Annotated in this window: 26 protein-coding genes; 12 read left to right on the forward strand and 14 right to left on the reverse strand. The window is 46.5% G+C overall.

Features of this window, described 5'->3' with window-relative positions; translation table 11 throughout:
* Nucleotides 1–49: 49 nt before the first annotated feature.
* Nucleotides 50–1,900, reverse strand: coding sequence for a DUF4127 family protein (locus ACX9NY_RS17305; RefSeq protein WP_472474017.1), 1,851 nt, complete (start codon nucleotides 1,898–1,900; stop codon nucleotides 50–52).
* A 345-nt stretch (nucleotides 1,901–2,245) separates the two neighbouring features.
* Between ACX9NY_RS17305 and ACX9NY_RS17310 the strand changes: the two genes are divergently transcribed.
* The gene (locus ACX9NY_RS17310) at nucleotides 2,246–2,728 is read left to right on the forward strand and encodes a hypothetical protein (RefSeq protein ID WP_472474019.1); all 483 of its coding nucleotides are present in this window, start codon (nucleotides 2,246–2,248) and stop codon (nucleotides 2,726–2,728) included.
* 108 nt (nucleotides 2,729–2,836) lie between these two features.
* Here ACX9NY_RS17310 and ACX9NY_RS17315 read toward each other — a convergent pair whose 3' ends face one another.
* The 7 genes from ACX9NY_RS17315 to ACX9NY_RS17345 all read right to left on the reverse strand — a co-directional run bounded on the left by ACX9NY_RS17315 (nucleotide 2,837) and on the right by ACX9NY_RS17345 (nucleotide 8,868).
* Nucleotides 2,837–3,796 (reverse strand): hypothetical protein, encoded by a 960-nt coding sequence (locus tag ACX9NY_RS17315; RefSeq protein WP_472474021.1) that lies wholly within the window; start codon nucleotides 3,794–3,796, stop codon nucleotides 2,837–2,839.
* 161 nt (nucleotides 3,797–3,957) lie between these two features.
* Nucleotides 3,958–4,593 (reverse strand): VOC family protein, encoded by a 636-nt coding sequence (locus ACX9NY_RS17320; protein ID WP_472474023.1) that lies wholly within the window; start codon nucleotides 4,591–4,593, stop codon nucleotides 3,958–3,960.
* Complete coding sequence (locus ACX9NY_RS17325; RefSeq protein ID WP_472474025.1) at nucleotides 4,590–5,048, reverse strand: VOC family protein; 459 nt, start codon at nucleotides 5,046–5,048, stop codon at nucleotides 4,590–4,592. The genes ACX9NY_RS17320 and ACX9NY_RS17325 overlap by 4 nt, the downstream gene beginning before the upstream one ends.
* Before the next feature lie 45 nt (nucleotides 5,049–5,093).
* Nucleotides 5,094–5,669, reverse strand: coding sequence for an NADPH-dependent FMN reductase (locus ACX9NY_RS17330; RefSeq protein ID WP_339259357.1), 576 nt, complete (start codon nucleotides 5,667–5,669; stop codon nucleotides 5,094–5,096).
* 189 nt (nucleotides 5,670–5,858) lie between these two features.
* Nucleotides 5,859–6,593, reverse strand: a complete 735-nt coding sequence (locus tag ACX9NY_RS17335; protein ID WP_339259355.1) for a response regulator transcription factor — start codon at nucleotides 6,591–6,593, stop codon at nucleotides 5,859–5,861.
* Between the two features lie 18 nt (nucleotides 6,594–6,611).
* Entirely contained in the window at nucleotides 6,612–8,330 is a 1,719-nt protein-coding gene (locus tag ACX9NY_RS17340) for a GAF domain-containing sensor histidine kinase (RefSeq protein ID WP_472474027.1), read from the reverse strand.
* Nucleotides 8,331–8,385: 55 nt separating this feature from the next.
* Nucleotides 8,386–8,868, reverse strand: a complete 483-nt coding sequence (locus ACX9NY_RS17345; RefSeq protein ID WP_017690187.1) for an ArpU family phage packaging/lysis transcriptional regulator — start codon at nucleotides 8,866–8,868, stop codon at nucleotides 8,386–8,388.
* Between the two features lie 882 nt (nucleotides 8,869–9,750).
* On the opposite strand from ACX9NY_RS17345, the gene ACX9NY_RS17350 reads away from it, so the two are divergent.
* The 3 genes from ACX9NY_RS17350 (at nucleotide 9,751) to ACX9NY_RS17360 (ending at nucleotide 12,626) form a co-directional block, all read left to right on the forward strand.
* Complete coding sequence (locus tag ACX9NY_RS17350; protein ID WP_339240212.1) at nucleotides 9,751–10,194, forward strand: helix-turn-helix domain-containing protein; 444 nt, start codon at nucleotides 9,751–9,753, stop codon at nucleotides 10,192–10,194.
* 42 nt (nucleotides 10,195–10,236) lie between these two features.
* The gene (locus ACX9NY_RS17355) at nucleotides 10,237–10,653 is read left to right on the forward strand and encodes an ImmA/IrrE family metallo-endopeptidase (RefSeq protein WP_339240211.1); all 417 of its coding nucleotides are present in this window, start codon (nucleotides 10,237–10,239) and stop codon (nucleotides 10,651–10,653) included.
* A gap of 173 nt (nucleotides 10,654–10,826) precedes the next feature.
* A complete protein-coding gene (locus ACX9NY_RS17360) occupies nucleotides 10,827–12,626 on the forward strand; it encodes a 5'-nucleotidase C-terminal domain-containing protein (RefSeq protein WP_339240209.1) in 1,800 nt (599 codons plus the stop codon).
* A gap of 609 nt (nucleotides 12,627–13,235) precedes the next feature.
* Here the strand turns inward: ACX9NY_RS17360 and ACX9NY_RS17365 are convergent.
* Complete coding sequence (locus tag ACX9NY_RS17365; protein WP_472474030.1) at nucleotides 13,236–15,020, reverse strand: proline--tRNA ligase; 1,785 nt, start codon at nucleotides 15,018–15,020, stop codon at nucleotides 13,236–13,238.
* A gap of 343 nt (nucleotides 15,021–15,363) precedes the next feature.
* Entirely contained in the window at nucleotides 15,364–17,325 is a 1,962-nt protein-coding gene (locus tag ACX9NY_RS17370; protein WP_472474032.1) for an FAD-dependent oxidoreductase, read from the reverse strand.
* A 426-nt stretch (nucleotides 17,326–17,751) separates the two neighbouring features.
* On the opposite strand from ACX9NY_RS17370, the gene ACX9NY_RS17375 reads away from it, so the two are divergent.
* On the forward strand, nucleotides 17,752–18,423 hold the full coding sequence (locus ACX9NY_RS17375) for a 3'-5' exonuclease (protein ID WP_339259345.1): 672 nt from the start codon (nucleotides 17,752–17,754) through the stop codon (nucleotides 18,421–18,423).
* Between the two features lie 50 nt (nucleotides 18,424–18,473).
* Here ACX9NY_RS17375 and ACX9NY_RS17380 read toward each other — a convergent pair whose 3' ends face one another.
* From ACX9NY_RS17380 to ACX9NY_RS17390, 3 genes are all read right to left on the reverse strand, one after another.
* The gene (locus tag ACX9NY_RS17380) at nucleotides 18,474–19,451 is read right to left on the reverse strand and encodes a helix-turn-helix transcriptional regulator (RefSeq protein WP_342572106.1); all 978 of its coding nucleotides are present in this window, start codon (nucleotides 19,449–19,451) and stop codon (nucleotides 18,474–18,476) included.
* 158 nt (nucleotides 19,452–19,609) lie between these two features.
* Nucleotides 19,610–20,314: a hypothetical protein gene (locus ACX9NY_RS17385; protein WP_342572105.1), complete on the reverse strand. Its 705-nt coding sequence runs from the start codon at nucleotides 20,312–20,314 to the stop codon at nucleotides 19,610–19,612.
* A gap of 207 nt (nucleotides 20,315–20,521) precedes the next feature.
* Nucleotides 20,522–20,689: a hypothetical protein gene (locus tag ACX9NY_RS17390; protein WP_339259341.1), complete on the reverse strand. Its 168-nt coding sequence runs from the start codon at nucleotides 20,687–20,689 to the stop codon at nucleotides 20,522–20,524.
* 331 nt (nucleotides 20,690–21,020) lie between these two features.
* Between ACX9NY_RS17390 and ACX9NY_RS17395 the strand changes: the two genes are divergently transcribed.
* The 6 genes from ACX9NY_RS17395 (at nucleotide 21,021) to queF (ending at nucleotide 25,161) form a co-directional block, all read left to right on the forward strand.
* Nucleotides 21,021–21,476: a hypothetical protein gene (locus ACX9NY_RS17395; RefSeq protein WP_472474035.1), complete on the forward strand. Its 456-nt coding sequence runs from the start codon at nucleotides 21,021–21,023 to the stop codon at nucleotides 21,474–21,476.
* 17 nt (nucleotides 21,477–21,493) lie between these two features.
* Nucleotides 21,494–22,198, forward strand: a complete 705-nt coding sequence (locus ACX9NY_RS17400; protein WP_339240194.1) for an AIM24 family protein — start codon at nucleotides 21,494–21,496, stop codon at nucleotides 22,196–22,198.
* A 380-nt stretch (nucleotides 22,199–22,578) separates the two neighbouring features.
* Entirely contained in the window at nucleotides 22,579–23,259 is a 681-nt protein-coding gene (queC, locus tag ACX9NY_RS17405; protein ID WP_339261333.1) for a 7-cyano-7-deazaguanine synthase QueC, read from the forward strand.
* A complete protein-coding gene (gene queD, locus ACX9NY_RS17410; RefSeq protein ID WP_339259335.1) occupies nucleotides 23,256–23,747 on the forward strand; it encodes a 6-carboxytetrahydropterin synthase QueD in 492 nt (163 codons plus the stop codon). The genes queC and queD overlap by 4 nt, the downstream gene beginning before the upstream one ends.
* Nucleotides 23,740–24,513 (forward strand): 7-carboxy-7-deazaguanine synthase QueE, encoded by a 774-nt coding sequence (gene queE, locus ACX9NY_RS17415; RefSeq protein WP_342572103.1) that lies wholly within the window; start codon nucleotides 23,740–23,742, stop codon nucleotides 24,511–24,513. Before queD ends, queE begins: the two co-directional genes overlap by 8 nt.
* A 156-nt stretch (nucleotides 24,514–24,669) precedes the next feature.
* Entirely contained in the window at nucleotides 24,670–25,161 is a 492-nt protein-coding gene (gene queF, locus ACX9NY_RS17420; protein ID WP_017690202.1) for a preQ(1) synthase, read from the forward strand.
* 137 nt (nucleotides 25,162–25,298) lie between these two features.
* Here queF and ACX9NY_RS17425 read toward each other — a convergent pair whose 3' ends face one another.
* Nucleotides 25,299–25,511, reverse strand: coding sequence for a hypothetical protein (locus ACX9NY_RS17425; RefSeq protein WP_339240188.1), 213 nt, complete (start codon nucleotides 25,509–25,511; stop codon nucleotides 25,299–25,301).
* Nucleotides 25,512–25,721: 210 nt separating this feature from the next.
* Between ACX9NY_RS17425 and ACX9NY_RS17430 the strand changes: the two genes are divergently transcribed.
* Nucleotides 25,722–26,996 (forward strand): MFS transporter, encoded by a 1,275-nt coding sequence (locus ACX9NY_RS17430; protein WP_339240187.1) that lies wholly within the window; start codon nucleotides 25,722–25,724, stop codon nucleotides 26,994–26,996.

Consider the following 26,996-nt stretch of genomic DNA (forward strand, 5'->3'; position numbering starts at 1 on the left):
TCGTTCGGGTGGAAAAAAGACGACATAACGCGTTCTACTATTTCAAACCTTAGTTCAAAGTAACCTTCGGGTTCAACGTAATCTCAAATGCACGGCCCCAGATGAAATCGGGATTCGCATATTCCAGCAGTGCACTGCCATACGTGGCATAGGACAATTCGTCATTACAGATCTGCTTAATCGCCACATTGCCTGTATGGAAGGCTGTCTTATTCGCAAGCGCCGTGGTATAAGTTTGCATCAGATCACGGAGCAATGTTTGCAGATGGGCATAATCTTCCTCCGAGTTGAACAGCAACATATTTTGATCTGAAAGAGTAGCCACATTGGTATACAACGCGTGAGCTCGGGAATACGTGCGAATCTCTGCAATCGCTACCGCTTTATAGTAATAATCCTTCAGGAAACGTTTAAACAACAGTGAGCCATGTGCATTCATTGCATCTCGCAATTTATGCTCATGCTTCTTTGTGGTGATCAACGCGTACCTGGACTGCCCCATACCTACGGCAATACCGATCTTGTTGCCCGGTGTATTCCAAGCACTGTATCCCAACACCCGTCCGGTATATGGACTGCTCAGCAACGCTTCAGCAACATCAACATTCGCTGGACCTTTTCCCACAAAATCAATCAACACCGAAGGCAGACCTTGCTCCCCATTCAGCGTCAACTGCTCCAACGCAGCCTGCACCTGATCCAGAGCGGTAATCGCAATAATCTCGATGTCGACGGCTGTGTTCTCTCCGGAATTTCCCGGGTGACCCTTTGTCATACGATCCAGTTCGGAAGCCATATCAAATGGAACAACTTGCTCGACTGATACAGCCACCAGCTGTTCATTATCCACACTAGTCATCGGATCCGTCACCACCTCCGGTTCAGGATATGCCGAATCGGCCACAAGCACACCGCCCACAATATCCACATGACGAACCACATTCTCGTGTACGTCCATGTATTCATATGTGTTAATGATCGTATTGCCGTGAGGACCAAAATATTTCACGGCGTAACGTGTCTTCGCCCCGCCTCGGAACAACTGGTTAGCCATGCGAGCAACCAAAGCGTGCCCCAGACCATCCGCATCCGGCAAGATGATGGCACGATCCGGATTTTGTCCATTGGTTCCACTGAGCCATTCATTGATCCGTGCTTCTACATAGTTGATTTCATTAATCTGAACACCCTGCGTGTTGGCATCGTCGACACCCACGGCGAGGAAATCGATATAACCTGAGCGAGCCAGCTGATCCAAAATGTACAGATTTGTTTTGAATTTATGCTGTCTTGTATTGTAATACTGTTCTTTATCAAAATAGGTCGTTGTCCCATATTCCACTCCATCCGGGGACAGGTTATAACCTTGAATAATATCTTCAAATTCGGTGTATGTCTGACGCGGCTGCTGCATCAACGCACGGGACTCATTATATGCATCGAGTGCCAAACCATCTGCAAAAGAGGTTGTAGCCAGACGCATGATGGTATCCATTACGAACACAGGTTTACGTGGATATTTTTGCTTGATTACGCGGATCACATCCAGCAAACGCGTAGTTTCTTCATCGTACTCTGGATAGGAACCTCCCCCATCTTCGCGGAGCTGACGACTACCAATCAGACCGCCATAGGCGAGCATATCGGATGAGATAATGAATCCGTCGACCTTGGCAGCATGTTTCAGAATAAAGTCGTGAATCTTGGACGGTTTGCCATAAACCGGCGTGGAGGTGCCGAGCAGCGTTGTGCCATCTACGGTTTTCTCCGAGTCCAGACGATTCTTAATATCACTCAGGCTCGGTGTAACGATATGGATACCGGCTGCTTTCCCTTGCACAATCACATCATCCAGATTCGCTGGACGATCATCCAGTGGAACATACAATACTGTTTTCATATCACGTAGCCTCCTGTTATCTGTTTAGTCTTATTACCCGATCAGGGCAAGGGAACAATCACCGAATTAAAAAACCGGCCCCATGGCCGGTCTGTACTTTAGCGTATGAGCTGTCAGTGTTGTCTGCCTTGCTGCTGATCCGATAATACCATTTTACCGCCTTTGCCCACTCGCGCTGATGGTAATCGGGATGAATTACGCCTGAATGTGGTCGTCTCTATGGCGGTTAAATGCCGATTTATTGTGAGGAATTCCTATCGTTAACCCAACCAAACCCATCCTGTTGATGTTTATATGACGTAAGCAGCTTTCAAATTCTACGAACAATAAAGGATGAATATGACCATGAAGAAAAGGTATTTCTTCTATCTTTGGATTGCTGTCACCAGTTATATGGCGGGCCCCGCTATGTATGCGTTGGCGATGTACATCTTATATCAGGAAACAGATGTTGTAACAACATCTCTCATTGGATGGACCGCGGCAACATTCTTATCCGTTGGTATCCTGTTTATCCTGATCACAGTCATCGTGCTACGAGTGTTCAACATCTATTATTTCTGGCTGCAAACCCTGCTCTTTGAGTTGTTTTTCCTTGTCCTCGTCTATATGACCACTGTTCTTCTTGGGGCTGGCAACAGGGGACTGCCCCAGCTGTCCTTTCTATTTACGCCAGAAGGCATCTCCTTATGGATTTTCTGGGGGAGTATTGCACTTATGAGTTCCTGGGGTATATGGGCAGCACGTCAGCCTATACGAAAATCGCCATACATGTTGGTGTCCCTAGTCATTCTGATCCTTTTTATCCTTGAAATTTGGCCCCGTTAAAAAGGTTCAGGATACCCACGATTCGGTAGACCAGAATAATGCCAAAAAGGGGTGTCCTCCGTCAAACTCATGACTGACGGACACCCCTTGTAAAATGTATGTTTTATCTCACGCGATGATATAACGAAAGTTCTCCCATGTTTCCGATACGGGCTCCCCATTCTTGGCATGATGATAGAAGCTGAACGGGAATTTGAATACATGACCTCCGTACCAGTCACGGGAACGTCTATCGGTGAGCCAATATTCCAGTTCATGGGGCAACGCCACCGACCGTTCCGCTCGTGCTAGTGGCAGTAGATCTACAGGTGATTGTAATGTCGGCATCGCCTGTTCAATATCCACATCTCGGCTTAATCGTAATGCCTTCACCATGGTAAGGAATGGCGGGATGCCTTTGTGGAATAATGCCGGATAACCCAGTTCATATAATATGTTAAGCGCATGTCCGTAAGTCAGCATATGACCAATCAGGTCATGATGCGCTTCCGCGTGATAGATCGTTTGGAACGCACCAAGTTCATCCAGAATCAGACGTGACAACTGAACTGGATCTTCGATCTCGGGGAAACCATCACTTTTCTCTGGCTTCAGACTGCGAATTTCTTTCATCGTTGTGTTCATCCAGGATCTCCCCGGAATGGTTCGATCGAATGAATCGATCAGTTCAACCAGCCGACCAATATCCTCCGCAGTGCCCCATCCATCCAGTTCACGAATGGCTTTCAGACTGATTGCCCCGTAGATGGCCTGGTGTCCAACCCAGTGCAGCTCTCCAATGGTTCGATCCAATGCGTCCGTAATACACGCTTCGGCATCTTCCCTGGGCATCATCTCACCTATTGGAGAGGTCTGACCAGGGCTGATTCCATGCTGGCGAAGCATGGCTTTTGCTTCGGCGGTAACACTGCCGGCGGCAAGGGCAGTGAGACGATTTTCCCGCACCCAAAAATATGCCGCAATCGCACCCGCCCCATAATGGGCGTGCCACAGATCTCCTGTACGCTCCCGACTGGAAACGATAATTGATAGTCCTTCTTCCAACAAACGTCGATCCAAGCTTGCCACCACCCTTCATCATCTGTATTACGAAGTAGCTTTCTTCTGTCCTCTCTGTTATCGTGTAAATGTAGTTCAACTTATCTATTCTGGTTAATAAATAGAGCGCTTACTTCTATAACATGATGGAAATGCTCCACATATGCCCGTTTTGCCCCGGAATGCAAAGTTTAGCCTATTCGAAGCTTGCCCACGTCACGGATGGATACTTCCAGTGGATAGATCTGTGCTTTTTGCGTAGAGAAAAACCATGTTCGATTCTTCTTCACCACAATAAATAAACCATGTACATCTCCTACAGGAGCAAAAGTCTCACTTATCTCACCCCAGCGAGTAAATCCGATCTGCTGAAGCTCATTCACCGTAGACAGAACATCATCCGACACCAATCCAACCTCACATACCTTTACGATGTCTTTCGCAGAGAAGTTATGATCCCTCCCGTTCTGAATACGATGATGAGCAATCAGCTCGATAATATTACCTGCCGGATCTTCGAAATAGAGAGAATGAGAGTTCCAATTCGTAGAGTACGTCTCATCCCGCTCCCCTTCCTTGCTTAAAACAACACGGGATGCAGCCCACTGTTTCGCTTCTTTGAATCGATTCGTCGGAATCATCCAGGCCACATGATAGAAGGGCTCATGATCCGTCTCACACTGTTTGAATATCATCCTAGTCGATCCAACCTGAAGGTGGAAGGCCTGATCCGTCTCGTTGGACACCTCCATGCCTAACGTAACACTATAAAAATGCTTGAGCTCCTCCAGCCGAGTTGTGTATAACTGTAATTCTTCGATGATCATACGCTTCGCCCCTGCATCTTCTCCCACTCACTCCATGGCACCATGCCAAGTTCAGGCTTCGCTTCATCCGGGAGCATGGCTATGAATTCAAGTGAATGACCATCCGGGTCGGTAAAATATACAGATACCGCAGGCATCCAGCCAAAGACGTACAGTTCACCGATATCATCATCCAGGAAGTTGCGTGTCTTGATCCCTTTATTCTCCAAGTGAGCCACCGCATGTTTCATATCCTCGAGAGATACTTGAAAAGCAAAGTGCTGACGCTGCACCTTGGAAGGTTCCTTTTGCCACAACCCCAGCATGGCATTGCCTTTTCCACCTATCCAGTAGAAGGAGTTTCCGCGTTCTTTCTGCCCATAGGCATGAGGTAAACCCAAAACCGTTTCATAGAAATGATGGGATCTCTCCAGATCCGTCACGTTTAGATGTGTTTCAAATATGCCTGTAATCATGATGCTCAACCTCTTTTCCATTTTCGCCTTTTCTTCAATTCTTTCTTAACTCGTGGATGCATTCCGCGCATTCGTTAACGTCTGGGCCAGATTCAAAAACGATCCAATAACCCGCTGCACCCGGTCCTCTATATCCTGACTGCCTTCGTATTCTTCATATCCGTCAAATGTCGCTTCGAATCGTCTGCGCTGTGCACCCCCAATGGAGATCCACTCTTGTGCATTAATGCCATGCAGATTACGGACAATCGCTTGCAGTTGTAAAAGCGAACTTACCCCCACTGCTCCGCCGGAGGAGCTAATGGACAAGACGGGTTTGCCGCTGAAATGAGCCTGACTCAGGTGATCCAGTGCATTTTTGAGCACACCGCTAATACTGCCGTGATACTCCGGTGTAGACAGGATGATTGCGTCCGCAGCGAGCATTCGCGTGTTCAGGTCTGCCAGATGTTCGTGATCCGCTTGTTTCTCATCTGGTGCGTAGAATGGGAGCGGTGACTTATACAGGTCAAACAGGCTAGCCTGATGTCCTTGACCCAGAATAATCTCCACCGCATACTCTCCCAGACGTGTACTGGTTGCATTATTCCGATTGCTGCCTGCCAAAATAACAATATTCATTCATGTCACTCTCCTTGGTTTTTGGGTTCAAACGCTAACGTTCCTTCAACCGATCCGTCTTTGACTATCCTTATCTTACCTTTTTTCCGCATTCAATTCGTCAGCAGATAGACTTAACTTGAATACCAAAAAAACTCAACCTTTAGGTTGAGTTTATACGACTTAAGTATGAAGATATGTCGGAAATGGTTAGACGACCCAACCATTTCTTAACGCATGAAGAGCCGCTTGTGTCCGATCCGCCAACCCCAGTTTGTCGAGCAGATGACTGACATGGGTTTTGACCGTTTTTTCGGTAATGACCAATTGAACCGCAATTTCCTTGTTGCTCAGCCCTTGAGCAATCAATCCCAAGACCTCTTGTTCACGGCGAGTGAGCATATCCGGACCGCCAGGAGATGTTTGCGTTGTTTTCTCCACCTGCTTCAGCTCTGGATGTAGAGTGTCCGCCGACTGATCTGTCGGTATTTGCTTTGATAACTGTTCGCTCATCGACCCATCGGATGAAGCCATCACATGCATCAATTGACCTGCTGCCGCAGGATGTAATTCCACCTGACCCGCATGCACATTACGAATGGCCACAGCCAAGTCCTCTGGTTCAATATCCTTGAGCAGATATCCTTTCACCCCAGCGCGCACAGCAGGAACCACATGATCCTGATCGGAAAACGAGGTGAGCACAATGATTCGGGTTGTTGGCATTAGTGTACGCAGCCGTCTAGCTGTTTCGATTCCGTCCATGACCGGCATATGCAGATCCATTAATACCACGTCGGGTTTTAACGCTTCCGCCTGCGTCAGAGCTTCTTGTCCGTTCGATGCTTCACCAACAACCTCCATGTCTTGCTGTGTGCTCAAAAAAACGTGCAGTCCTCGTCTCACCATCGCATGATCATCTGCGAGCAAAATCGTAATTGGCATCTCTTCTCCCCCCTGACTTTATACGGATTCGAACGGAAGTGGAATGACTGCCGTTACTGTTGTTCCCTTGCGGGAAGAACTAACGATCTCCAACCTGCCCCCAAGCGATTCGGCCCGTTCCTTCATAATGGACAGGCCAAGTGAATTTCCAGACGATGTCTTTGGCCTTTGCGCACCGCCTATTCCGTGATCTGCAACGGTGAACACCACTTCATGCTCACTTAACTTGAGGCTGACCTCAGCAGAAGGAACATCCGCGTGTTTCCGTATATTATTCAGCGCTTCCTGCCCAATTCGCCATAATGCTTCTTCTATATTACGCGGTAAAGACCGCATTCCCGTCCGATTCATCACCACTTGAAGACCTTGGCTGGTACCGTATTCCTGTAACGCATGGAGTAGCCCTGCTTCCAGTCCTGCAGGACGTAGCTGCATAATTAATGCGCGCATTTCCTTAAGAGCCTCCTGAGACAAAGTCCGAATATCCTTCATCGCTTCCGCTGCCGGGTGGGCCTGTTCGGATGCTGTCAACATACTTTCCGCACCTTTAGCAGTTAACGATAGTGAAAATAGAATCTGATTAACCGAATCATGAAGATCACGTGCCAACCGGTTTCTCTCTTCCAGTCGTGCCAGTTCTCGGCGATTCTCCGCCAGCTTCAGACTCTCCCATGCAGCCGCAATATGCTCAGCCAATGCTTCCAGCACTTCAAGGTCTGCCTGTACAGGACCTGCTGTTCCTGTTCCTATTCCGATCACCAGAACTCCCGTTTCCCCTGGCGTATGATACGGGAGAGAAACAACCATTCCCGAGGCAATGGAATTCATCGTCTGGTCAGGCTCGTATAGACTAAGTATCTCAGCCACCTCTATTGCAGACAGAGATGTGGCACGATGACTATGGATTACCCGGTTCATGTGGTTTGCCGCTTCCGAGGATACCAGCGCACTGGATAATGTTCGAACCTTATTGTCTGCATACACTGCCTGCAAAACGAACATTCCGTTTTTCTGCTGAATGATTGCGGCAAAAGGCCAGTCATAATGCTGTCCAAGCAGCTGTACAACTTTTACAGAAAAGGCATCCGAATTGCTGCATTCGTTCACCGCAAGGCCCAAGGCCGTGCTGAACTCCCCTAGCTTGGCATACAGATCAGCTCGCTGCTGCTCCGCACGATACAATCTCATCCGATCCATCGCACTACCAATCTGGTACGCGACGCCCTGTAACAGTGCCAGTTCACTATCGCTAAAATGTTCCTTGGCTGGCGCAGCCACGTTGAGCAAGCCTAGCATTTTATCACCTGACCGCAGCGGAACGGTCGCATGGTGGGTAATATCGTGGGTATCTCCCCATTGGAATTCCACGGCATCCTCCAACCGTTTACAGTTAATGATGTTGACCGCATGATTCAGACGACCGTCCCTGAAGCGGTTCACACACCAACAAGTACCCGTTCGCATGGGCTCTTTATCTTTACGCAGTAATGCCGGGGGCAGATTGTAATCCGAAACACAGGCATAGTCTCCACGTTCATTAATCAGAAACATCCAGCCTGCTGTTAATCCGGTCAACTCCAGTAATTTGCCGACCACGGTATCCAGCATGAGGTTCAGATCATTGGACGTATTGAGCGTTTCTGCGATTGTCTTCAGCGTGACCATTTCCTGCATTCCGACTTCTTCCGACATGACAGTCTTCTCTCCTTTGGCTAATGCCAACTGTGGTTTGTTCAACTATTGTAACCAATCCACCTTGGATATTAAAGGATCAACTTCTTCAATCGATAACTTAGCCCAGCTTCTGCCGCTCCTTGCGGGACACAGACAACGGCTCCATATTAATTAGTCCTCGATCTGATAGAGCCAGCGCCATTTTGTAGAAAGCACGCGTACGAATCTTCGTATACGTGTCCTTGCTGACAGGCGGATCAAACACATGGTTATACACTTTATAATCAAACACATCATCGTCTTTCAGATATCGTTCGCATACGAGAACACGTTCCTTTTCACTCAGGCGGGACACCACAAAATCAATCGTATCGCAGTATGCCTGACGCGCTCGCTGCACATCCACATTATAGATCGCCGTTCGTGCCGTGGAATCCCCCGTCACATTGGTTGCACCGTGGAAACGCTCCGCATAACTTGCCGTCACCATAACCTCTCGTTCTTCAAATGCAATCGTTTTATAGATTCGATATTTCTCCAGCGCAGCTTCAACAGCCGTTTGCGTTTTGCGTCGGTCCAATTCGGGCAGCATCAATTCCATATTTATCTTCCTCCTTTAACATTAGGTATAGAATGAAAGTCTAGTAGCTTCGCATATTCACTCTGATGACAGAATAACCTTCCGATCGCTGTTATCCCCGGATTTCTTTGATTATATTTTCAAAAGTGGAAATCCAGTGATAAAGGCGAACACTTCGCTTCTCCAGCTTTTTTCTGCCCTCTTCGTTCTTGCGTACCTTAAAATTCATTCTATAAAAGTTAAACCCTCATGCTCTCATCTTTATTAGAGTTATCCAGATCTCTGAAATAATAACGACATTTTTTCAATTTCCCGCTGTTGCCTTTTGGAATCACTCCAAATCGGTATAATCCGGGGAATTCCCTTCTTCAAAGGATGGTTTCTTAAACTCCAACCTGTGTCAATGTTACATTTTGTTCGTATGGTGTTCGTATTTCTATTTGAGGATACCACTTTCTGGAGATCGGAGTAAACCTTCATTTTGGTTCGTTTTGACGATAAAATAAAACCTTCGCTCTCATTTCCTATGCCTTTTGGCATAATTGTTTCATATCCCTTTACCTAATGGTATATATACGTTATAGTACTGTTTAATTAATGAACTTCCGTATAAGTCATTTGATTTTTAATATTAAGAAGATGCCTTTGAAATATGTGTTAATGCACTTACCAAGAGCCAACGTAGTGGAGGAGACGAAATCGATTCTGAAGAAGCAAAACGTTCGCCTTTAGCAACGGATTTCACCCTTTAGGAAAGGGATATAGGAAATCCGGGGATAACAGCGATCAAAAGAACGATCCGAATCCGGAACGGCGCACCCGCAGAGCTTTAGGGTTGTCGCATTCACCTTTCTTCTTAATATTAATTTCAAGCACTTGTACGAATCGAAGGAGTTGGCATACATGGTGGAGCACGCTTTTGGTCCTTATATGAAACAACTGCGCGAGCAACAGGGATACAGCATCAATCAGCTCGCCGAAGCAGCCGGAATAAGTAACTCACAGATTTCACGTATTGAAAATGGGGTCCGGGGTGTGCCGAAACCAGCAACTATCCGCAAGATTTCAGATGCACTCTCGGTGCCTTATACAGAGATGATGAAACAGGCTGGTTATATCGAACCAGGGAGTGCCACCGAACTTCAGGAAGTACCGGAATGGGCTACATACAAAGACCGTCGTGATTTCAAAAAGATGCTGGAGGACGATGATGATCTGATGTTTGACGGCATTCCACTTGATGAAGATGACAAGAAACGAATTAAGGATGTACTGACAGGTCTGTTCTGGGAAGCCAAACAGATGAACAAACGCAAAAAGACAGACGAATCGGACAATCGCCCATGAGGCACGACGAACTGAATTTAATGAAGCAGCAGGTGAGATCATATGGATGATATCGTAACAAAGCTGATTCGAAAACACCGGACCAACTGCCCTTTCAGCATTGCCCGCGCGGTTGGAATACAGATTCGTTTCACCAATTTGGGGAAATCCACCAAGGGGCTGTACTTCCGCAAGCTCCGGCGCAGGTTTATCGTCATACACAATGATTTGCCGCCGGAATGGCAACGGTTCGTGTGCGCCCATGAGCTTGGCCATGACCGGCTTCATAAAGGGATTAATCGATTCTTTCTGGAGGAACATTCCTATTTTGCTCCAGGCAAGCTGGAAAGACAGGCTAACCGTTTTGCCATTCAGTTACTAACCTCCGGGGTAATGCCTGAACCGGATGAATCTTTGGAGAAATTTTGTTTACGTACCGGACTGCCGCGTGAAGTGCAGCATTTTTTTTACACCATTTAAGAACATACGTTCTTTGCGGAGATTATTTTTACCAGTACCAATTTAAACATGTCACTTTCAGGTTACTTATTTTTACGTGATTCGCGAGATTTCCTAATAATAGTCTGTTAAAATACTATTTGAGCTATGTAAACGCTCTAGTAGATTATTATTTGGGGAGGTATCGGATTCATATGAAAATCTGGAAGAATTACGTTTCACTTCTGCTAACGGTCTGTTTGCTGTTTGGCAGTGTAGGTATTGCCGCGGCTGCAACGGACACCACTCCGGGCACAGGCAAACACATTACCATTCTACATACGAATGATACGCATGCCCGTGCAGTTGAATCTTCACCTGCCATGGGTTTTGCCAAAGTAGCTGGAATTGCTGACAAATATCGTAGCGAAAACCCGAACACACTCCTGCTGGATGCCGGAGATGCTGTACATGGTACAACTTTTGCCACTCTCGTAAATGGTGAGAGCATCGTAAAAGTCATGAATGAAATGGGATACCAGGCCATCGTACCGGGTAACCACGAATTCAACTATGGTTCGGATCGCCTGATTGAACTGGCAGACATGATGAACTTCCCCATGCTGAGTGCCAACGTGAAGAAAAAAGACGGAACACGACTCTTTGATCCTTATCTCATCAAAGAGGTGGATGGCGTGAAGATCGGTATCATCGCTTTGACTACACCGGAAACGTTGTACAAAACGAATCCGAAAAACGTAGAAGGTCTTGATATTACAGATCCATCTGCGGAAGCCAAAGTTCTGGTAAACGAAATTCGCAGCAAAGTAGATGTTGTTGTTGTCTTGGGACACCTTGGACAAGACGCATCCAGCACGGATACTAGTTTCAAAGTCGTTAAAGAAGTTCCTGGCATTGATGTATTCATTGATGGTCACAGCCACACTGTACTGCAAGATGGTCTTGTATCCGATAATGGAACATTGATTGCAAGTGCAGGGGAATACACCAATTATGTGGGTGTCATCGATCTGTGGGTAGACGGTGGTAAAGTAACGAAGAAACAAGCAACTCTAATTGATGAAACGGAAGCAAAAGACATCAAACCGAATGAGAAAGTTGCAACTCTCGTAAACTCCATTCAAAAAGAACAAGAACCGATTTTGAAAGAAGAAGTAGCCAATACAGCTATACTGCTGGATGGTAAACGTGAACAAGTACGTGCAGGTGAAACTAACCTGGGTGACCTGCTTGCAGATGCCATTCGTGATGTCAGCAATGCCGATATCGCACTGACTAACGGTGGGGGTATCCGTTCTTCCATTGAGCAAGGTGTCGTAACCAAAGGTGATATCATCACCGTGCTTCCTTTTGGTAATCAAGTGGTAACTCTTGAAGTGAAGGGGTCCGATATCCTGGCAGCCCTTGAAGTCGGCGTAGCCTCCTATCCGGAACCAAGCGGTGGATTCCCGCAAGTATCTGGAATCAAGTTCAAAATCGACGCTTCCGCTGCTGAAGGTAGCCGTGTACATTCCGTGACTGTTGGTGATAAAGCCCTTGATCCGGAAGCCACATACACGCTGGCAACCAATGATTTCACAGCTGTTGGTGGTGACGAATACACCATGTTTGCCAAATACCCAACAACAGGTATGTATGGCGCGCTGGACGAAGCATTGATCAATTACATGCAGAAGCTTGGCGCAGTTAACATCAAAACAGATGGTCGGATCAGTGAAGCGAAAAAACCTGCAGTAGAGCCGGAAACTCCGGCAACAGAAACACCAGCTCCAACCAAGCCACAACCAGAAACACCAAAACCGGAAAAACCGGTTAAACCAACCCCAAGCAAACCAGCTCCAGCGAAACTGCATGTTGTGAAATCTGGGGATTCCCTGTACTCTATCTCCAAACAATACGGCACAACTTGGCAGGCATTGCAAAAGCTGAACAATATCAAAAATCCACACTGGATTTATCCAGGTCAACAATTGAAATTGCCTGCAGCTTCTTAAGCTCAGCAAAGTGCGTATAGGCGTGACCGCTGATATGGTTCAATTACATCACGAATCTAGCTTGCCATAACAAAAAGGGAGTCCCTCAAGCCAGATTACTGGTTAAGGGACTCCCTTTTTTTCTATTCCATTTTTTAATATCTGTTGTTAAACATCCACCCATATCAGTTATGTTGAACATTTCCCGTGGACATATCCTGCTGATCTTGACAATCATTTGAAGTAAAAATAAATCCCTGCATGGACTTTACGGACCAAGTTTATCACGTGCCTTCGATACCGAACTATATAAAAATTCTCCAAAATTACTGTATTCATGCGGTTATTGTACATTTGATTTCGACATCTCTGTCTTCTCAAAATTGCATACTTGCACATCAATCCGCCCTGAGCATGACGATCTCGAATCCCTTAATCATAAAACCATTTGTATACTGAATACAATGATCCCCATTTAGTTATTTCGTCTGATACAACAACTACAATCTCGCTTATTTATATGTCTATAGCCCTCTTTTTCATACTCGAATTGGAATTTTGGCAATCAAAATGATCGACCGCATGATATTCGGTACTACTATATGAACTTATATCATTAGCCAAATAGATCTAGGAAGTGAGCTGTTCCTTCACATAACACACGGCTTCCTGGGCCGTTAACGAGATTCGCTTCGATTCACCTGATGCAGCAAGGGCGTGTGATCCCAGTTCAACCTGTCCTTCTGCTGCTCCTCGGCCAATCACGATCTGTACAGGCAATCCGATTAGCTCCGCATCCTTGAATTTCACACCTGGTCGTTCGTCCCGGTCATCGACTAATACAGTGAAACCACCCTCGACCAATTGTTGTTCCAGTTCCAGCGTGAGTTGACGCTGCTGCTCATCCTTCCAGCTTACCGGAATCAGATGCACATCATATGGCGCCACAGTCGCAGGCCAACGTATGCCTTCATCTCCTGCATACTGTTCAGCTATCGCAGCCATCAGACGGGATACGCCAATGCCGTAACACCCCATGACTGGCGCACACTGGCGACCATTACGATCCAGGAATGAAGCACCCATGGCATCACTATATTTCGTTCCCAATTTGAAGATGTGTCCAACCTCAATGCCTTTGGTAAAACCAAGTGGTGAGCCACATGTTGGGCAAGCATCCCCTTCAGCAGCAAAACGGATTCGTTCTACTCGCTCCAATGCAAAATCAATGCCTGGGCGTACACCGGAAATATGCATATCCACTTCATTGGCTCCTGTGATTGCACTCTTCATCACTGCCACGTCAGCGTCCACCACCATCGGCAGATTCAGTCCAATCGGCCCCAGAAAACCGACCTTCAGACTCGGATGTGCTGCAATGGCTGCATCGTCTGCAAGGATCAGTTCCTCTGCACCCAACAACTGCTTTAATGCGATATCATTCAGTTCATGATCTCCACGTACAAGGGCAGCAACGAGCCGACCGTCTGCCAGATAAAGCAGTGTTTTGATCATATGATTAGCAGCTTCGCCCACAAAGGCGCTTAACTCTGTAATCGTACGAACGCCAGGTGTCGAGATGCGTACTACGTTTTCCGCTCCTGAATGTTCATCCGCTTGAAGAGCGGAGTCTGCACTGGCAGCGTCGACTGGAACTTCCAAGCTTCCTTCTTTTTTCTCCGTATCTTCTAAAGTCTGATAATCAGCTTTCTCCAGATTTGCGGCATATCCACAATGTTTGCAGGTGACAATCGTGTCCTCACCCACATCAGCAAGAGCCATGAACTCGTGTGTCTCCCCCTGACCGCCAATCGTTCCTGCGTCCGCCTCGACACGGATATAGTCCAGACCACAACGTTCCAAAATGCGACTGTAAGCTGTATTCATCGCCTGATAAGTCCGATCAAGTTCTTCCCAATCGGAAGCAAAAGAGTACGCATCTTTCATGATAAATTCACGACCGCGCAGCAATCCAAATCGAGGACGGCGTTCATCCCGGAACTTGGTTCCGATCTGGTACAGCGTGAATGGCAGCTTACGATACGAGTTCACCTCATCCCGCGCTAACGCAGTTACCACTTCTTCATGTGTTGGTCCAAGAGCAAACTCCCTTGCATGACGATCCTTTAGACGCATTAATTCAGGACCATACTGGGTGTACCTTCCGGACTCTTCCCACAGTTCGGCTGGCTGCATAATCGGCAGTAATACTTCCTGACAACCGGCACGATCCATCTCTTCTCGAACGATCCGTTCAACGTTCAACAATATACGGCGTCCAAGAGGCAGGTAACTGTAGATTCCTGCTGCCAGTTGGCGAATCATACCGGAGCGCAGTAACCAGCGATGTCCTGCCGCATCTGCCTCCGCTGGCGCTTCACGTAATGTTGGAACAAACATTTCACTTTGACGCATCTGGACCACTCCCAATCTTCTTTTTTTATTATCAAAATACGGCGTGTAAACAACAAAAAGACACATCCGTCAAGGGACGAATGTGTCGTGGTACCACCCTTGTTTAACTGCATATTCATCCGTTCGCAACCTATGCGATCTGTAAAATGCAGTCCTACGGGGCATAACGGGCCCTGCCGGCGGATGTTGCAACCCTGAATGAGTATTCTCTTCCGCAGCTCGCGAGGTAGGAATTACGAAGCAGCTACAGGAACCTTACACCATACTGTCCCCTCTCTGTTGAAGCTGGCTTGCACAATCATGTCCTCGTTATAACGCTGTTATCATTTTTGACCACATTAGTTCATTTACAAGTAATTGTCAACCAACCAACTCCTGAATAATACTCCACTACATCACGAATGAGCATAAACGCATCCCCATTGGTAAGATTGTTCTTGTCATGAATGCCAGCAAGTGTGTCGTCACTTATAAAGTTTTGCGTTTGCAATTGAGCAAGTGCATCTTCAAGTGAAGTTTCAGCTTCTGCAGATCCCATTGCCAGACATAACATATACGCAGCCTGATCCAACGTTAAAGGTAGACTTGAGGCATTCTCCATAGTGGCCAGAGCTTGATCGACACTGCCGGTGTAGGCTTCTGGGAACATCGACTGCATTCTTTTCAATTTACTTAAAAATCGTTCCGGATTCATTCCTTTATCCAGTTCCCAACCATCGTTATTATAATTGCCTGAAGTCATATACATACTCGCGGCAGCCAGCAATCCCTTGTAATCCTTATGTTCCATATATTTAGGCTGTTCGAAATGATGTACCTTTAGATCCATACCCTGTTTTTCCAGCATTTTGCGTAATTCAGATGCTCGCTCTTCAGAAGCTGAGAGTTCTCGGAAGGACTCCTTATGGACGTAGGCCAGTTTGACCGCCGCTCCTGCCGCTTCTCCCTCTGCCATTCCCAGCGGTACAACTCTCGCACTACCATGTGGGATTGTATCATAACTTGCTGCACGTCCGACGACAAGCATACCATCCACCTTTAGCGGAACAAGAGAACGAAAAGGTACACCATATTGAATCGGACTTAACATAATCGTGCCGGCATTTCCAACACTCGTGCTCTGAATATCAATATCGTATGAACCGTATCCAATGGCATCCCAATGATCACGATTTTCCATGACATCCGCTAAAGTTAATCGATACTCGCCATAGATGTGACGTGACTCCCTCACATAAAGCTCATTCGCTGTCCCAGCATATTGCAGCCCTGCGAATTCATCATAATTTTTCTTCAGAAAATCAACAATTCGTGGGGCTTCTTTATTCCCGATCTCCAAACCTTCTTTCACAGATATGGGATCTAACGGGTCTACCCCAAAGATCTGCATCGTGTTAACCAAGATTGTATCATCATTTTGTCTTCCAATATTCAGACTACGAATCTTAATATGTTGTGGATTGGAGGATTCATATTTTCGAGCATCACCGTACCCCCAAGCACTCATCTTATCAACCCCGGTTCCCTCTCTTTCCCTAAACTTTTGCCATACCTCATCTGTAACACCGCTTAGCTTGAATACGAGCGTAGAGACCATTTTGGATTTACCATCTCCAATATCTTGTCTACCGATGGAGTATGGAACTCCTGCAGCGGCTGCAATATCCGCATCTTGCGTCGCATCAATAATGGAGCGGGTTGATATCTGAACCGTTGTTCCGTCTTCTTTCGTTATGCTCATCCCCGTTATTGTCGTGTGATCTCCCGTAGATTGTTCAGTAAGAGGAACTAATTCCTTCGCGTTCATCAACAGGTCAATATTAGGTTCAGAACGAACCATCCGATAGAAAACGTTAGCTGCTGTATGGGTATCAAAAGAACTGCCCTCGATCTGGTCAAACCATTCCTGGAAAATGCCCTTGTTCAAAAAATCAGGCTGTCGCAAACTACTCAATAACTGCGGTTGTTCAGGGGAATAATTTAGATCCAGCGTATTAAGGCCTCCCTCGGTTAACAATCCGCCCAACATGTTGCGATCTCTGGCTTCCACCAGTAACACACGCATCCCATTACGAGCAGCTGATAAGGCAGCGGTAATACCTTCAGGGTCCGTTCCAGCTACAATCACGTTATAGGAATCTTTCAAGGTTAATGTAGATTCTACGTTCTCCAGTGGCTGCCATACATAATTATTATTAAATTTATAATTCTTGTTCCAAATATAAAATGCACCATAAGCAGCGCTCATTAACACAACAAACACACTAGCTGTAATTGCTGTTATTTTCATTTTTCTGCTAATCAAAGAAACAAACCTCCATATGTACTGTAAATTCAATAATACGAACTCGTGAAGCAGTTTTCCTATGTTATACCAACAACCGACTAATTTCTCTCCTTTCCTGCATGAATAGGCATAAATAACAAAAAAACTTCCCAACATTTCAAACTGTGTTAGGAAGTTTTGATAATAATTCTACTTTTATGTTGCCATAAATACAGACCAATATATAGGAAAGCCCCTAACTCCACTCATTATAACGACCACTTTTTGCGAAGTAAAGACTTACCAAAACCGGAAATGCATCTGTTAGATAATTAAACATTCAAACAGTTCGTTCATCCTGATTACAATGAATTCTCTGGCGATGGCTGACATGGAAGCATGTTCCCTGTAATATAGAGAAATAGAAATCTACCACAGGTATTAATCGATAAAGGAGCTTGTCCTATGCCATATATCATATATGATCTTGAATTCACGGTAAGCCGCAATACTCGCTATTCTTCTGAAATCATTGATATCGGCGCCGTCAAAGTTACGGAAAGTGCGGATGGATTGGCCGTTACGGATACGTTCCATACGTATGTTCGTCCTTCCAACAAATCCGTTCTGTCCACTGACACGATTCAGTTTACAGGCATCACGCAGAAAGATATTGATGCAGCCCCACTTTTTCCGGCAGCATTGAATCAATTCATTGCCTGGATGGGAAGTGACCCCTATTACATGTGTTCCTGGGGACCCGATGACCGCAGCAAACTGATCTCTCATTGTCGCACCCATCAACTGGATGTGGCCTGGATCACCAATCATAACGATCTCCAGCAACAATGGTCGCGCACCGTTCGCAAAGAAGGCAAGTTCCGTCAACTCGGTCTCGCTCAGGCTCTTGAAATCTGCGGCATTGAATTCGATGGTACCCAGCACCGCGCATTGGATGATGCCATCAATACAGCCAAGGTATTCATGCATCAATTCGACCGATTCACGCTGGAAAATAACTGTGCAGCCGATGATGAAGGCATTGCATCCAAGGTTGTCTATTCCAGCTCTACAGAAGATGAAGAGAAAGAATCTCCGTTTGGCAACCTGGCAAACCTGTTCAAATCCAAAGAGTAGCTCTCCACAGCACGGTGCCTAATCGTGTGTTGTGATAGAATAGGAGCCTTCTAATCTCGACTTCTATTGTACATTTGCTGCCAATAGTTCAGGCGTTCTTTCATCTTGATGCGGCATATCTCTGGTTCGAGGATCTCCGCATCAGGTCCATATTTGGATATCCATACGAGAAACTCCTCAACGTCACTTAAAATGGCTTCAAATAACAGGCTACCTTCCGGTTCTATGGTTAAGATGGGGCGTATATAGAATTGTTCCTGCATTACACGCTCCACAGCATGGGGTGCAAATCGAATTTTGAACGCAGTCCACTCCGTACTTCCCTCATATGCCCAAGGAATGCGGAAGTGTGATTGTATGAGATAGTCCTCTTTTCGAAACGTACGCGGCAAGATCCGTATCCTTAGCAGCCGGCTCACCTGAAATATTCGAAGTTTCTCCGACAGGTGACAATACCCTAACAGCTCAAATCTGTATTCTTGCGGGATAAGACAGTAAGGATCTATGCGTACAATTCCTTTTTTCCCTTGAGACAGATACTCCGCTTCAATAGTGTTCTGTGAGATTCCAGCCTGAAGCAGGGTAATCAGAGATTGGTTCTGTGAATCATTATTTTCATGTTGCCATACGGGCAATCCCACTTTGAATAATCCACTTATTTGCTCCGACCATTCCACACGTTCTGTTTTGTTTTTCTGACTCGAAGCAACCACTTTCTCATACGCGCTCTCAAAAGCAGGTTTCAGCAAAGGACGAATATTCTCCATAACTTCAGCAAGATGCATGAAAGCTTGGGCTTCTTCATCAGACCAATTAAGCGGATACATGGCAAAATGGCTGATAAACATGTACCCTTGTCCGTGTCCCATATTGGCGATCGGGATATGCATTGCACTGAGGGCCTCCATGTCGCGGTATATCGTCCTTTCCGTCGTCTCGCATCGCTGGGCAAGCTCACGCGCCAGAATGCCTGGCTTGGCTTGTACCAGCGTGATAATGCGCATTAATCGGATTAGTCGGTCTGTCATTTTGCCGGACCCTCCACGATGTTGTTTCAATAAATTTGATACAACTCCATCCATAGTTTAATATGATATTGATACATACATTCGACCTTCTCCTAAACTTCACCTTCAAAACATATGTAGACTCGTTCTCTCTATACCGTAACCATCTGAAATCAACCCTATTCGCCTAATATCTTTTGTTCACGGTCATGATATCCGGTTGTAAACGTGATTTCATAATGACAACGCAGCTTCTCAACGATCTCGGCTTCTGTGTAATAATCCAGATCCTGCTTGCGTGCGGCTTCAATTAACAGCGCATCTGCATGACGACGCAACATATGACTCCCCTCTTGAACCCGGCCCCTTTCATAGGCACGTAAGGCTTGCTTGATCAACGGTACAGTTTCACTTAACTTAATGGTCTTTTCCACCTTCGGATCTTCCGGCTGTCTCAGCATGCCGAGATGACTGGTGTACTGAATATACAACTGCTCTCTTCGTAACAATACGCGTTGACTTTGCTTCAACTTCCTTGTGCTCCAGTAGGCTGAACATACCGCTGCTTTTCCTGATACATGGGGTCCCATGACGAATTCAAGCAAAATTTGTTTGCTCTCCCCTTTGTATACATCACCAAGCCTGAGTAACCAACCAATATCTGTTTCTTTGGAGCGACATCCATAGATGCCTTTGAGCTGTACCCCATATTCCGGTTTGAGCAAAAGTTCCAAATCTCTTGATACAATTTTGGGTGCTATTTTCCTAAGTCTTTTGGCAGGGGCACCGTTACGCCACTCTACCATCATATATACGGGGTCGGCTCCCCCTGTCGGTATGGCCTCTTTATTCCACGAATAAGATACTTCAAAGACTGAGTTCACTGGTAGTCTCTCCCCCGATTTATGTGTATTATCTTCTAAGTTATCAGGGTGAATGGACACTATATTGTCACGGAACACATGTTCCCATTAAATTTTTCCAATATATTAGTTTCTCGTCCCCAAATCCGCCTGAATACGACAATAAACGACGAAAAAGCCTGGCACTATGCCAAGCTTTTCAATCCTAAATCTATGACAAGTCCCAAATTAAACTGTAGGATGATCAATTCCCATTTTGTGTAAGTATTGTGCACCATCTGCTTGGGTTACCGGAGCATAGGTGACACTGTCAATGACCAGCTTACGCCCTACTGGTTCTCCGTTAACAGTGATCATAATTGTTTTGGTTGATGTGTTCTGATCTGTCGTATACATATGTTTCTACTCCTTCATGTTCGCGATCTTATATTCAATCGGATATATTGGTATCGTTCATTAAATTGCGTATTTGTGAATAGCATGCACCCGGAACTGAAGTAAAAGTTCTGTTAAAACGGTCCGGTGTGCTTGCCTATCGTTCTATTACCCCACAGATTTATATGCTAAACAGCCCTGTTCCTAAATCATTTTAAATATTTCGGGTAATAAAACGATATCATCTTGAACCCATCGTCCCGATTTTGACGTATAATGTAAGAGCCGTATTTCAACAATAGACGACGATTTCGGCGATTGCTCGATCTAACCGAAGAAAGAGGTGTTAACGATGCCAAAATCCATTCAGGGTTATTTCATTCGGGTGTTATTCACCACATGCATTCTATTTACCGTTTCGATCGCTTCGACAGCAAATGCAGCCAGTGCCAATATTTTCACGGATATATATAGCGGCTGGGAGCGAGTCTCCGAATTGCCTGGAGAAGTGAACGCTCTGCAGGAAAGTTACAAACAAACCATGGAGCAATTGAATCAAACATCCGATCAGCTGGGACAAGCTCAGGCCAATGTCGAAGCATTTAAGACCCAGAACGAACAGCTACTGGCTCAGAACCAGAAACTTACTGAAATGGTAAGCAAATTGCAAGATGACCAGAATGCCAGAGCGGCTGCCAGCAAACGAATTCAGACGATGATCATCACTGTCGTTTCTCTCATATTGGGTTATTTTGTTCTGATTCGTGTGATGCGTTGGGGAATGCGTCGCCGTTCAGGCCGAGTATAAAAGACAGGAGCAACTGCATGAACATACACCTGAACCATGCTGAAGCAGGCGGAACTGGACAAGTCGTCACATTTTCACTGATTAAAGATGACCGCCTTCATATTCTGCATCCACAGCAAATAGTGGCCTTCCGCGGTCCAAGTGGGAGCCGCAATGATAAATTCATGAATATTACAGGCATATATCGCAAGAAAAAGCTGATTAAATCTGAAATTACCGGACCTTGCCAATTTGTGGCTGCCCTGCCTCCCGGATTCACCATGAAGGAAGTGGAGCTCACGGAGGACAGTGATCTGCTCTATGATTTCCGCCACCTGTTCTTCTACTCGGATGGTGTAACGATGCATACCAAAATCCAAAAAATCAAAAACATGCTGATCACCCGTGATGCAGTGAAAATGAAATTTTCCGGCAGAGGTAAAATCGGATTGCTCACTCAAGGCCAAGTCTGCCAACAGGAACTTCACCCAACAGCACCGCTGTATGTGGATGCCGGTAGCATCATTGCCTATCCCGAGAATGCACATCTGGAACTCACGGTATATGGTAACAACCTTGCCAGTCAGCATATGAATTATCATTGGAAGATGACAGGACATGGATCTGTACTCTTTCAGGCTGGACGTGAGAATCGTCGGTTGGAACAGGATCTCAACGATGAGGGTCTGTTCAAACGAATTCTGAAAGAAGTGATCCCTTTCGGGAATGTACTGATCAAATAAACATATCAAACAGACTGTCACTAGATAAAGCCGACCGATTAACTGCCACTGTGCTCCAGTGGGGTGGTCACCACGCGGTTTCATGTTATAATGGTTCAGACAATTGAAGAAGAAAATCCGTGCCGATGGCATGGGAGAGGTTCGCGAACTCCCTCTATAAGACTTGACCTTGTGATGGTCAGTATAAGTCTTGCGTACACGTTACTTAACGTAATGTACGTAAAAAACTAAGGACACTTGCTCATGGCTGCTTTTTTTGAAGCGGTTATCGAGAAGGTGTGTTTTTTGATGGATGCCAGTTCATGAACTTCTCTGTTCTTCCGACACTCTATGCCTTCGTGCATGGTTTGATCTCAAGAAGATAGAGAGGTTTTTTTATGTTGAACGAAGAAAAAGCAGTCGTTGTATTCAGCGGCGGTCAGGATAGCACCACGTGTCTGTTCTGGGCCAAACAACAGTTTGCCGAAGTCGAGGTTGTTACGTTTGATTACGGTCAGCGCCACAAGCTGGAGATTGAATGTGCTTCCGAGATCGCTCGCGATCTGGGCGTGCAGCAAACGGTTCTCGATATGAGCCTGTTAAACCAGCTTGCACCCAACGCCCTCACGCGCACAGATGTTGAAATTACACATGAAGAAGGCGAACTGCCAAGTACATTTGTGGATGGACGGAATCTGCTGTTCCTCAGCTTTGCAGCGATTATGGCCAAACAAAAAGGAGCTCGTCACCTGGTTACAGGTGTATGTGAGACGGATTTCAGCGGATACCCGGATTGCCGGGATTCATTTGTAAAGTCGATGAATGTGACACTTAATCTCTCGATGGACTACCCATTTGTCATTCATACGCCACTCATGTGGCTGGACAAAGCCCAAACGTGGAAGATGGCAGATGATCTCGGTGCCTTCGAATATGTGCGTGAGCGTACCCTGACCTGTTATAACGGCGTAATTGGCGATGGATGCGGAGAATGCCCTGCTTGCAAACTGCGCAAAGCCGGACTGGATCGTTATGTACAGCAACGTGCTGCTGCTGAATCGGCGGGAGTGGATGTACGATGAGAGAGCCGGGAACATTCCGTATTGTGGAGCATCTGCAACGAATAGGTGAAGATATCCTCCCCACCCAGCTGCGCTATCACCGCAAACGTGTGCTTGTAAGCAAAGAATTCACCTTTGACGCGGCACATCATCTGCATTGTTATGAAGGCAAGTGCAAGAACTTGCACGGTCATACGTATAAAGTGATATTTGGCATCAGCGGTTATCCGGGTGAAACCGGGCTGACAGTTGATTTTGGACATATCAAGGATATATGGAAAACTCAGATTGAGGGTTATCTGGATCATCAGTACCTCAACGAGACACTTCCTTTAATGAATACAACAGCTGAAAATATGGTCGTTTGGCTGTTCGAACAGATGGAACATGCGCTTCAGACAGAGCCATATGTTGGGCTAACCGACGGCGGACGGACAGAGTTTGTAAGGCTCTTCGAGACACCAACCAGTTACGCGGAAGCGAGACGGGAGTGGATGATTGATGAGTAGTGTTGTAGAACATGGGCCGTCGCGTGAACGGAACCAAGAGGCTCGCATCCCTGTGATGGAGATTTTTGGTCCGACGGTTCAAGGCGAAGGCATGGTCATCGGGCAAAAAACGATGTTTGTTCGCACCGCGGGTTGCGATTATCGCTGCTCCTGGTGCGACTCGGCCTTTACCTGGGACGGCAGTGGCAAGGACCAGATCCAGATGATTACGCCGGAGGGCGTATGGGAAGAATTGCGCCGCGTTGGCGGCACGCGTTTCTCCCATGTCACCATCTCCGGCGGTAATCCCGCCCTGCTCGCTTCGCTGGGCGGATTGGTTGCCCTGCTGCGGGAGAACGGCATCCGCACCGCGGTGGAGACGCAGGGCTCCCGCTGGCAGCCTTGGCTGGCGGACATTGATGAAGTCACCGTCTCGCCCAAGCCACCCAGCTCCGGCATGGACACGGATTGGTCCGTGCTGGATGATCTGATCGGACGGCTAGCCGCTGGCCCGGCAGAACGAAGCCATAGTCTGAAGATCGTGATCTTCGATGAGACAGACCTGGGCTATGCCCGCCGTGTGCATGCACGATATCCGGGCACGGATCTATTTTTACAAACCGGGAACCCGGATGTGACTTCCGCCGATACGCCAGATCTGGCGTCCTCACTGCTTGCTCGTTATGAATGGCTGATTGACCAAGTCAGTGCATCCGATGACCTGAATGATGTTCGTGTGCTTCCACAGCTTCATACGTTGGTATGGGGCAACAAACGCGGCGTCTAATGGGCAGTATGGGTGGATTGAATGGCATGATGTACGGATGAGGATGAAATTCACTCAGACAATGAAGAGAATTAAACAGGCACGATTGAAGACGGCCTATTCATATATACCGCGAAGCTTCGGGCTTTGACGGAAACAAGGAGCGCTTAATAACCGATGAGACAACCTGATGAGATGCAAGATGTGACGTTGCTGGGCAACCAGAACGTTAAATATACGTTTGAGTACGATCCGGGCATTCTGGAGAGCTTTGATAACAAGCATCCGTACCGTGATTATTTTGTTAAATTCAACTGCCCGGAGTTCACCAGCCTGTGCCCGATTACGGGTCAACCGGACTTTGCAACGATCTATATTAGCTACATTCCTGATATCAAAATGGTCGAAAGCAAATCTCTCAAGTTGTACCTGTTCAGCTTCCGCAACCATGGCGACTTCCACGAGGATTGTGTGAATATCATCATGAATGACCTGATCAAGCTGATGGACCCGCGCTACATCGAAGTATGGGGCAAATTCACACCGCGCGGTGGTATCTCCATTGACCCGTACACAAACTACGGTAAGCCGGGAACGAAGTACGAGCAGATGGCCGACCACCGTATGATGAATCATGATATGTATCCAGAGACGATTGATAATCGTTAAAGTAGTCTGGTTCATGCAATCTCTATAAAATAGAATCATTGAATGCCAAAAGCCGAACTCTTCCATCTGAAGAAGTTCGGCTTTTTAGTATAAACCTGTAGAACCTCCGTGTCTCAATCCTAAGTTTGGAGTCAATTTCAAGTAGATTGATCTTCCTTCAGTTCTTTGACTTTTTTAACGTAATGTCTCAACATCAGAACACCAATCGATTGAAAAATGATAAATATGACGATAGCAGCAGATAGAGATTTCGGTGCAACATAGAGAGCCTGAAACGTGATTACAGCCATATATACAATGGTCATTACCAGTTCACGTCGAGCTGATTCATAAGGCGATAAGGATTTCAATGCCATCCCTCCCCTTTCCTTTTCATTCTAAAATATGGAATTTATTATTATGAAGTCTAAAGTAATACATTTCTTTTGTAAATGTACGTTTTCTCTTGTTCCCCTTGTCGGTCCAATCAATCTATCCTATTATGTAACAATATGCTTACACGCATAGAATACAACATCAGGCGCTGATCCCTCGTGACCGCGACCAAAGGAGAATTGTACATGTCTACACAAACCTCATTATCCAAGGACGCCGCAGCGCGTTCGAAAGCCCCACCCGGATTGGATGCACAAAGCACCGTTTACCGGATACTTATTGCGATCAGTCTGGTTCATCTGTTCAATGATTCGATCCAGTCGGTCATTCCAGCTATTTTCCCGATTCTGAAAGACTCAATGCATCTCACGTATACTCAGATCGGATGGATTTCTTTTGCGATCAACTTTACCGCATCCATTATGCAGCCTGTCGTAGGCTGGTTTGCTGATAAAAAACCAACGCCGTCCATTCTACCCATCGGTATGGGTTTTACATTTACAGGCATGTTGCTGTTGGCCTTTGCTGACAGTTATATGGCTGTCCTGATATCCGTTATCTTTGTCGGTCTGGGTTCTGCCGCTTTCCACCCGGAAGGTTCGCGGGTATCCCATATGGCTGCCGGTCAGCGCCGTGGACTGGCACAGTCCATCTTCCAAGTGGGCGGTAACGCGGGGCAGTCTCTTGCCCCATTGCTTACACGCTGGATCTTTATCCCGTTTGGACTGTTCGGTGCTATTGGATTTACAGGCATTGCCGCCATGGGGATCGCCGTTCAGATCTACATCGCCCGTTGGTATGGACGCATGCTGCAATCGGGTGGATATCTGCGTAGACAAGCTGCTGCCCGGCGTGCACCCAATCCAGCATTGCGCAAAAAGATCACTGCCGCCATTACGCTATTAATTTTGCTTGTCTTTGTTCGTTCCTGGTATATCGCTTCCATTGGCAGCTTCTACGCGTTTAATCTGAAAGATACCTTTGGATTGTCCACAGAGGACGCGCAGATCTATATCTTCCTGTTCCTGGCTGCGGGAGCACTCGGCACGTTCTTCGGAGGACCTCTTGCGGATCGGTTCGGCAAACGTAATCTGATCTTCCTGTCCATGGCCGGAGCTGCTCCACTTGCTCTGTTGTTACCTTATGCGAATCTGTTCTGGACAGGTGTACTGCTTACCATTATTGGTTTTATCATGTTATCCAGCTTCTCGGTTACGGTGGTATATGCACAAATGCTGATTCCAGGCAAAATCGGAACGGTTTCCGGTCTGATCACGGGTCTGGCATTTGGTATGGGGGGGCTGGGTGCACTCGTGCTAGGGAACTGGATTGATGTTTTCGGTGTATCACCCGTGATGCAAATGTGCAGCTTCCTGCCCCTGCTAGGGATCTTCACATTCCTGCTTCCATCCGATAAATTACTGAATATCTGGGCGAAAGAAAACGGTAGCGAAGAGTAA

The sequence above is a fragment of the Paenibacillus sp. CB74 genome, assembly GCF_055687625.1.

What these genes read in the sequence shown, in the direction of transcription:
- ACX9NY_RS17305 (WP_472474017.1), bottom strand. Translation starts at nt 1,900, where the DNA reads ATGAAAACAGTATTGTATGTTCCACTGGATGATCGTCCAGCGAATCTG.
- ACX9NY_RS17310 (WP_472474019.1), top strand. Translation starts at nt 2,246, where the DNA reads ATGAAGAAAAGGTATTTCTTCTATCTTTGGATTGCTGTCACCAGTTAT.
- ACX9NY_RS17320 (WP_472474023.1), bottom strand. Translation starts at nt 4,593, where the DNA reads ATGATCATCGAAGAATTACAGTTATACACAACTCGGCTGGAGGAGCTC.
- ACX9NY_RS17325 (WP_472474025.1), bottom strand. Translation starts at nt 5,048, where the DNA reads ATGATTACAGGCATATTTGAAACACATCTAAACGTGACGGATCTGGAG.
- ACX9NY_RS17330 (WP_339259357.1), bottom strand. Translation starts at nt 5,669, where the DNA reads ATGAATATTGTTATTTTGGCAGGCAGCAATCGGAATAATGCAACCAGT.
- ACX9NY_RS17335 (WP_339259355.1), bottom strand. Translation starts at nt 6,593, where the DNA reads ATGCCAATTACGATTTTGCTCGCAGATGATCATGCGATGGTGAGACGA.
- ACX9NY_RS17345 (WP_017690187.1), bottom strand. Translation starts at nt 8,868, where the DNA reads ATGGAATTGATGCTGCCCGAATTGGACCGACGCAAAACGCAAACGGCT.
- ACX9NY_RS17350 (WP_339240212.1), top strand. Translation starts at nt 9,751, where the DNA reads ATGGTGGAGCACGCTTTTGGTCCTTATATGAAACAACTGCGCGAGCAA.
- ACX9NY_RS17355 (WP_339240211.1), top strand. Translation starts at nt 10,237, where the DNA reads ATGGATGATATCGTAACAAAGCTGATTCGAAAACACCGGACCAACTGC.
- ACX9NY_RS17360 (WP_339240209.1), top strand. Translation starts at nt 10,827, where the DNA reads ATGAAAATCTGGAAGAATTACGTTTCACTTCTGCTAACGGTCTGTTTG.
- ACX9NY_RS17365 (WP_472474030.1), bottom strand. Translation starts at nt 15,020, where the DNA reads ATGCGTCAAAGTGAAATGTTTGTTCCAACATTACGTGAAGCGCCAGCG.
- ACX9NY_RS17375 (WP_339259345.1), top strand. Translation starts at nt 17,752, where the DNA reads ATGCCATATATCATATATGATCTTGAATTCACGGTAAGCCGCAATACT.
- ACX9NY_RS17380 (WP_342572106.1), bottom strand. Translation starts at nt 19,451, where the DNA reads ATGACAGACCGACTAATCCGATTAATGCGCATTATCACGCTGGTACAA.
- ACX9NY_RS17390 (WP_339259341.1), bottom strand. Translation starts at nt 20,689, where the DNA reads ATGTATACGACAGATCAGAACACATCAACCAAAACAATTATGATCACT.
- ACX9NY_RS17395 (WP_472474035.1), top strand. Translation starts at nt 21,021, where the DNA reads ATGCCAAAATCCATTCAGGGTTATTTCATTCGGGTGTTATTCACCACA.
- ACX9NY_RS17400 (WP_339240194.1), top strand. Translation starts at nt 21,494, where the DNA reads ATGAACATACACCTGAACCATGCTGAAGCAGGCGGAACTGGACAAGTC.
- queD (WP_339259335.1), top strand. Translation starts at nt 23,256, where the DNA reads ATGAGAGAGCCGGGAACATTCCGTATTGTGGAGCATCTGCAACGAATA.
- queE (WP_342572103.1), top strand. Translation starts at nt 23,740, where the DNA reads ATGAGTAGTGTTGTAGAACATGGGCCGTCGCGTGAACGGAACCAAGAG.
- queF (WP_017690202.1), top strand. Translation starts at nt 24,670, where the DNA reads ATGAGACAACCTGATGAGATGCAAGATGTGACGTTGCTGGGCAACCAG.
- ACX9NY_RS17430 (WP_339240187.1), top strand. Translation starts at nt 25,722, where the DNA reads ATGTCTACACAAACCTCATTATCCAAGGACGCCGCAGCGCGTTCGAAA.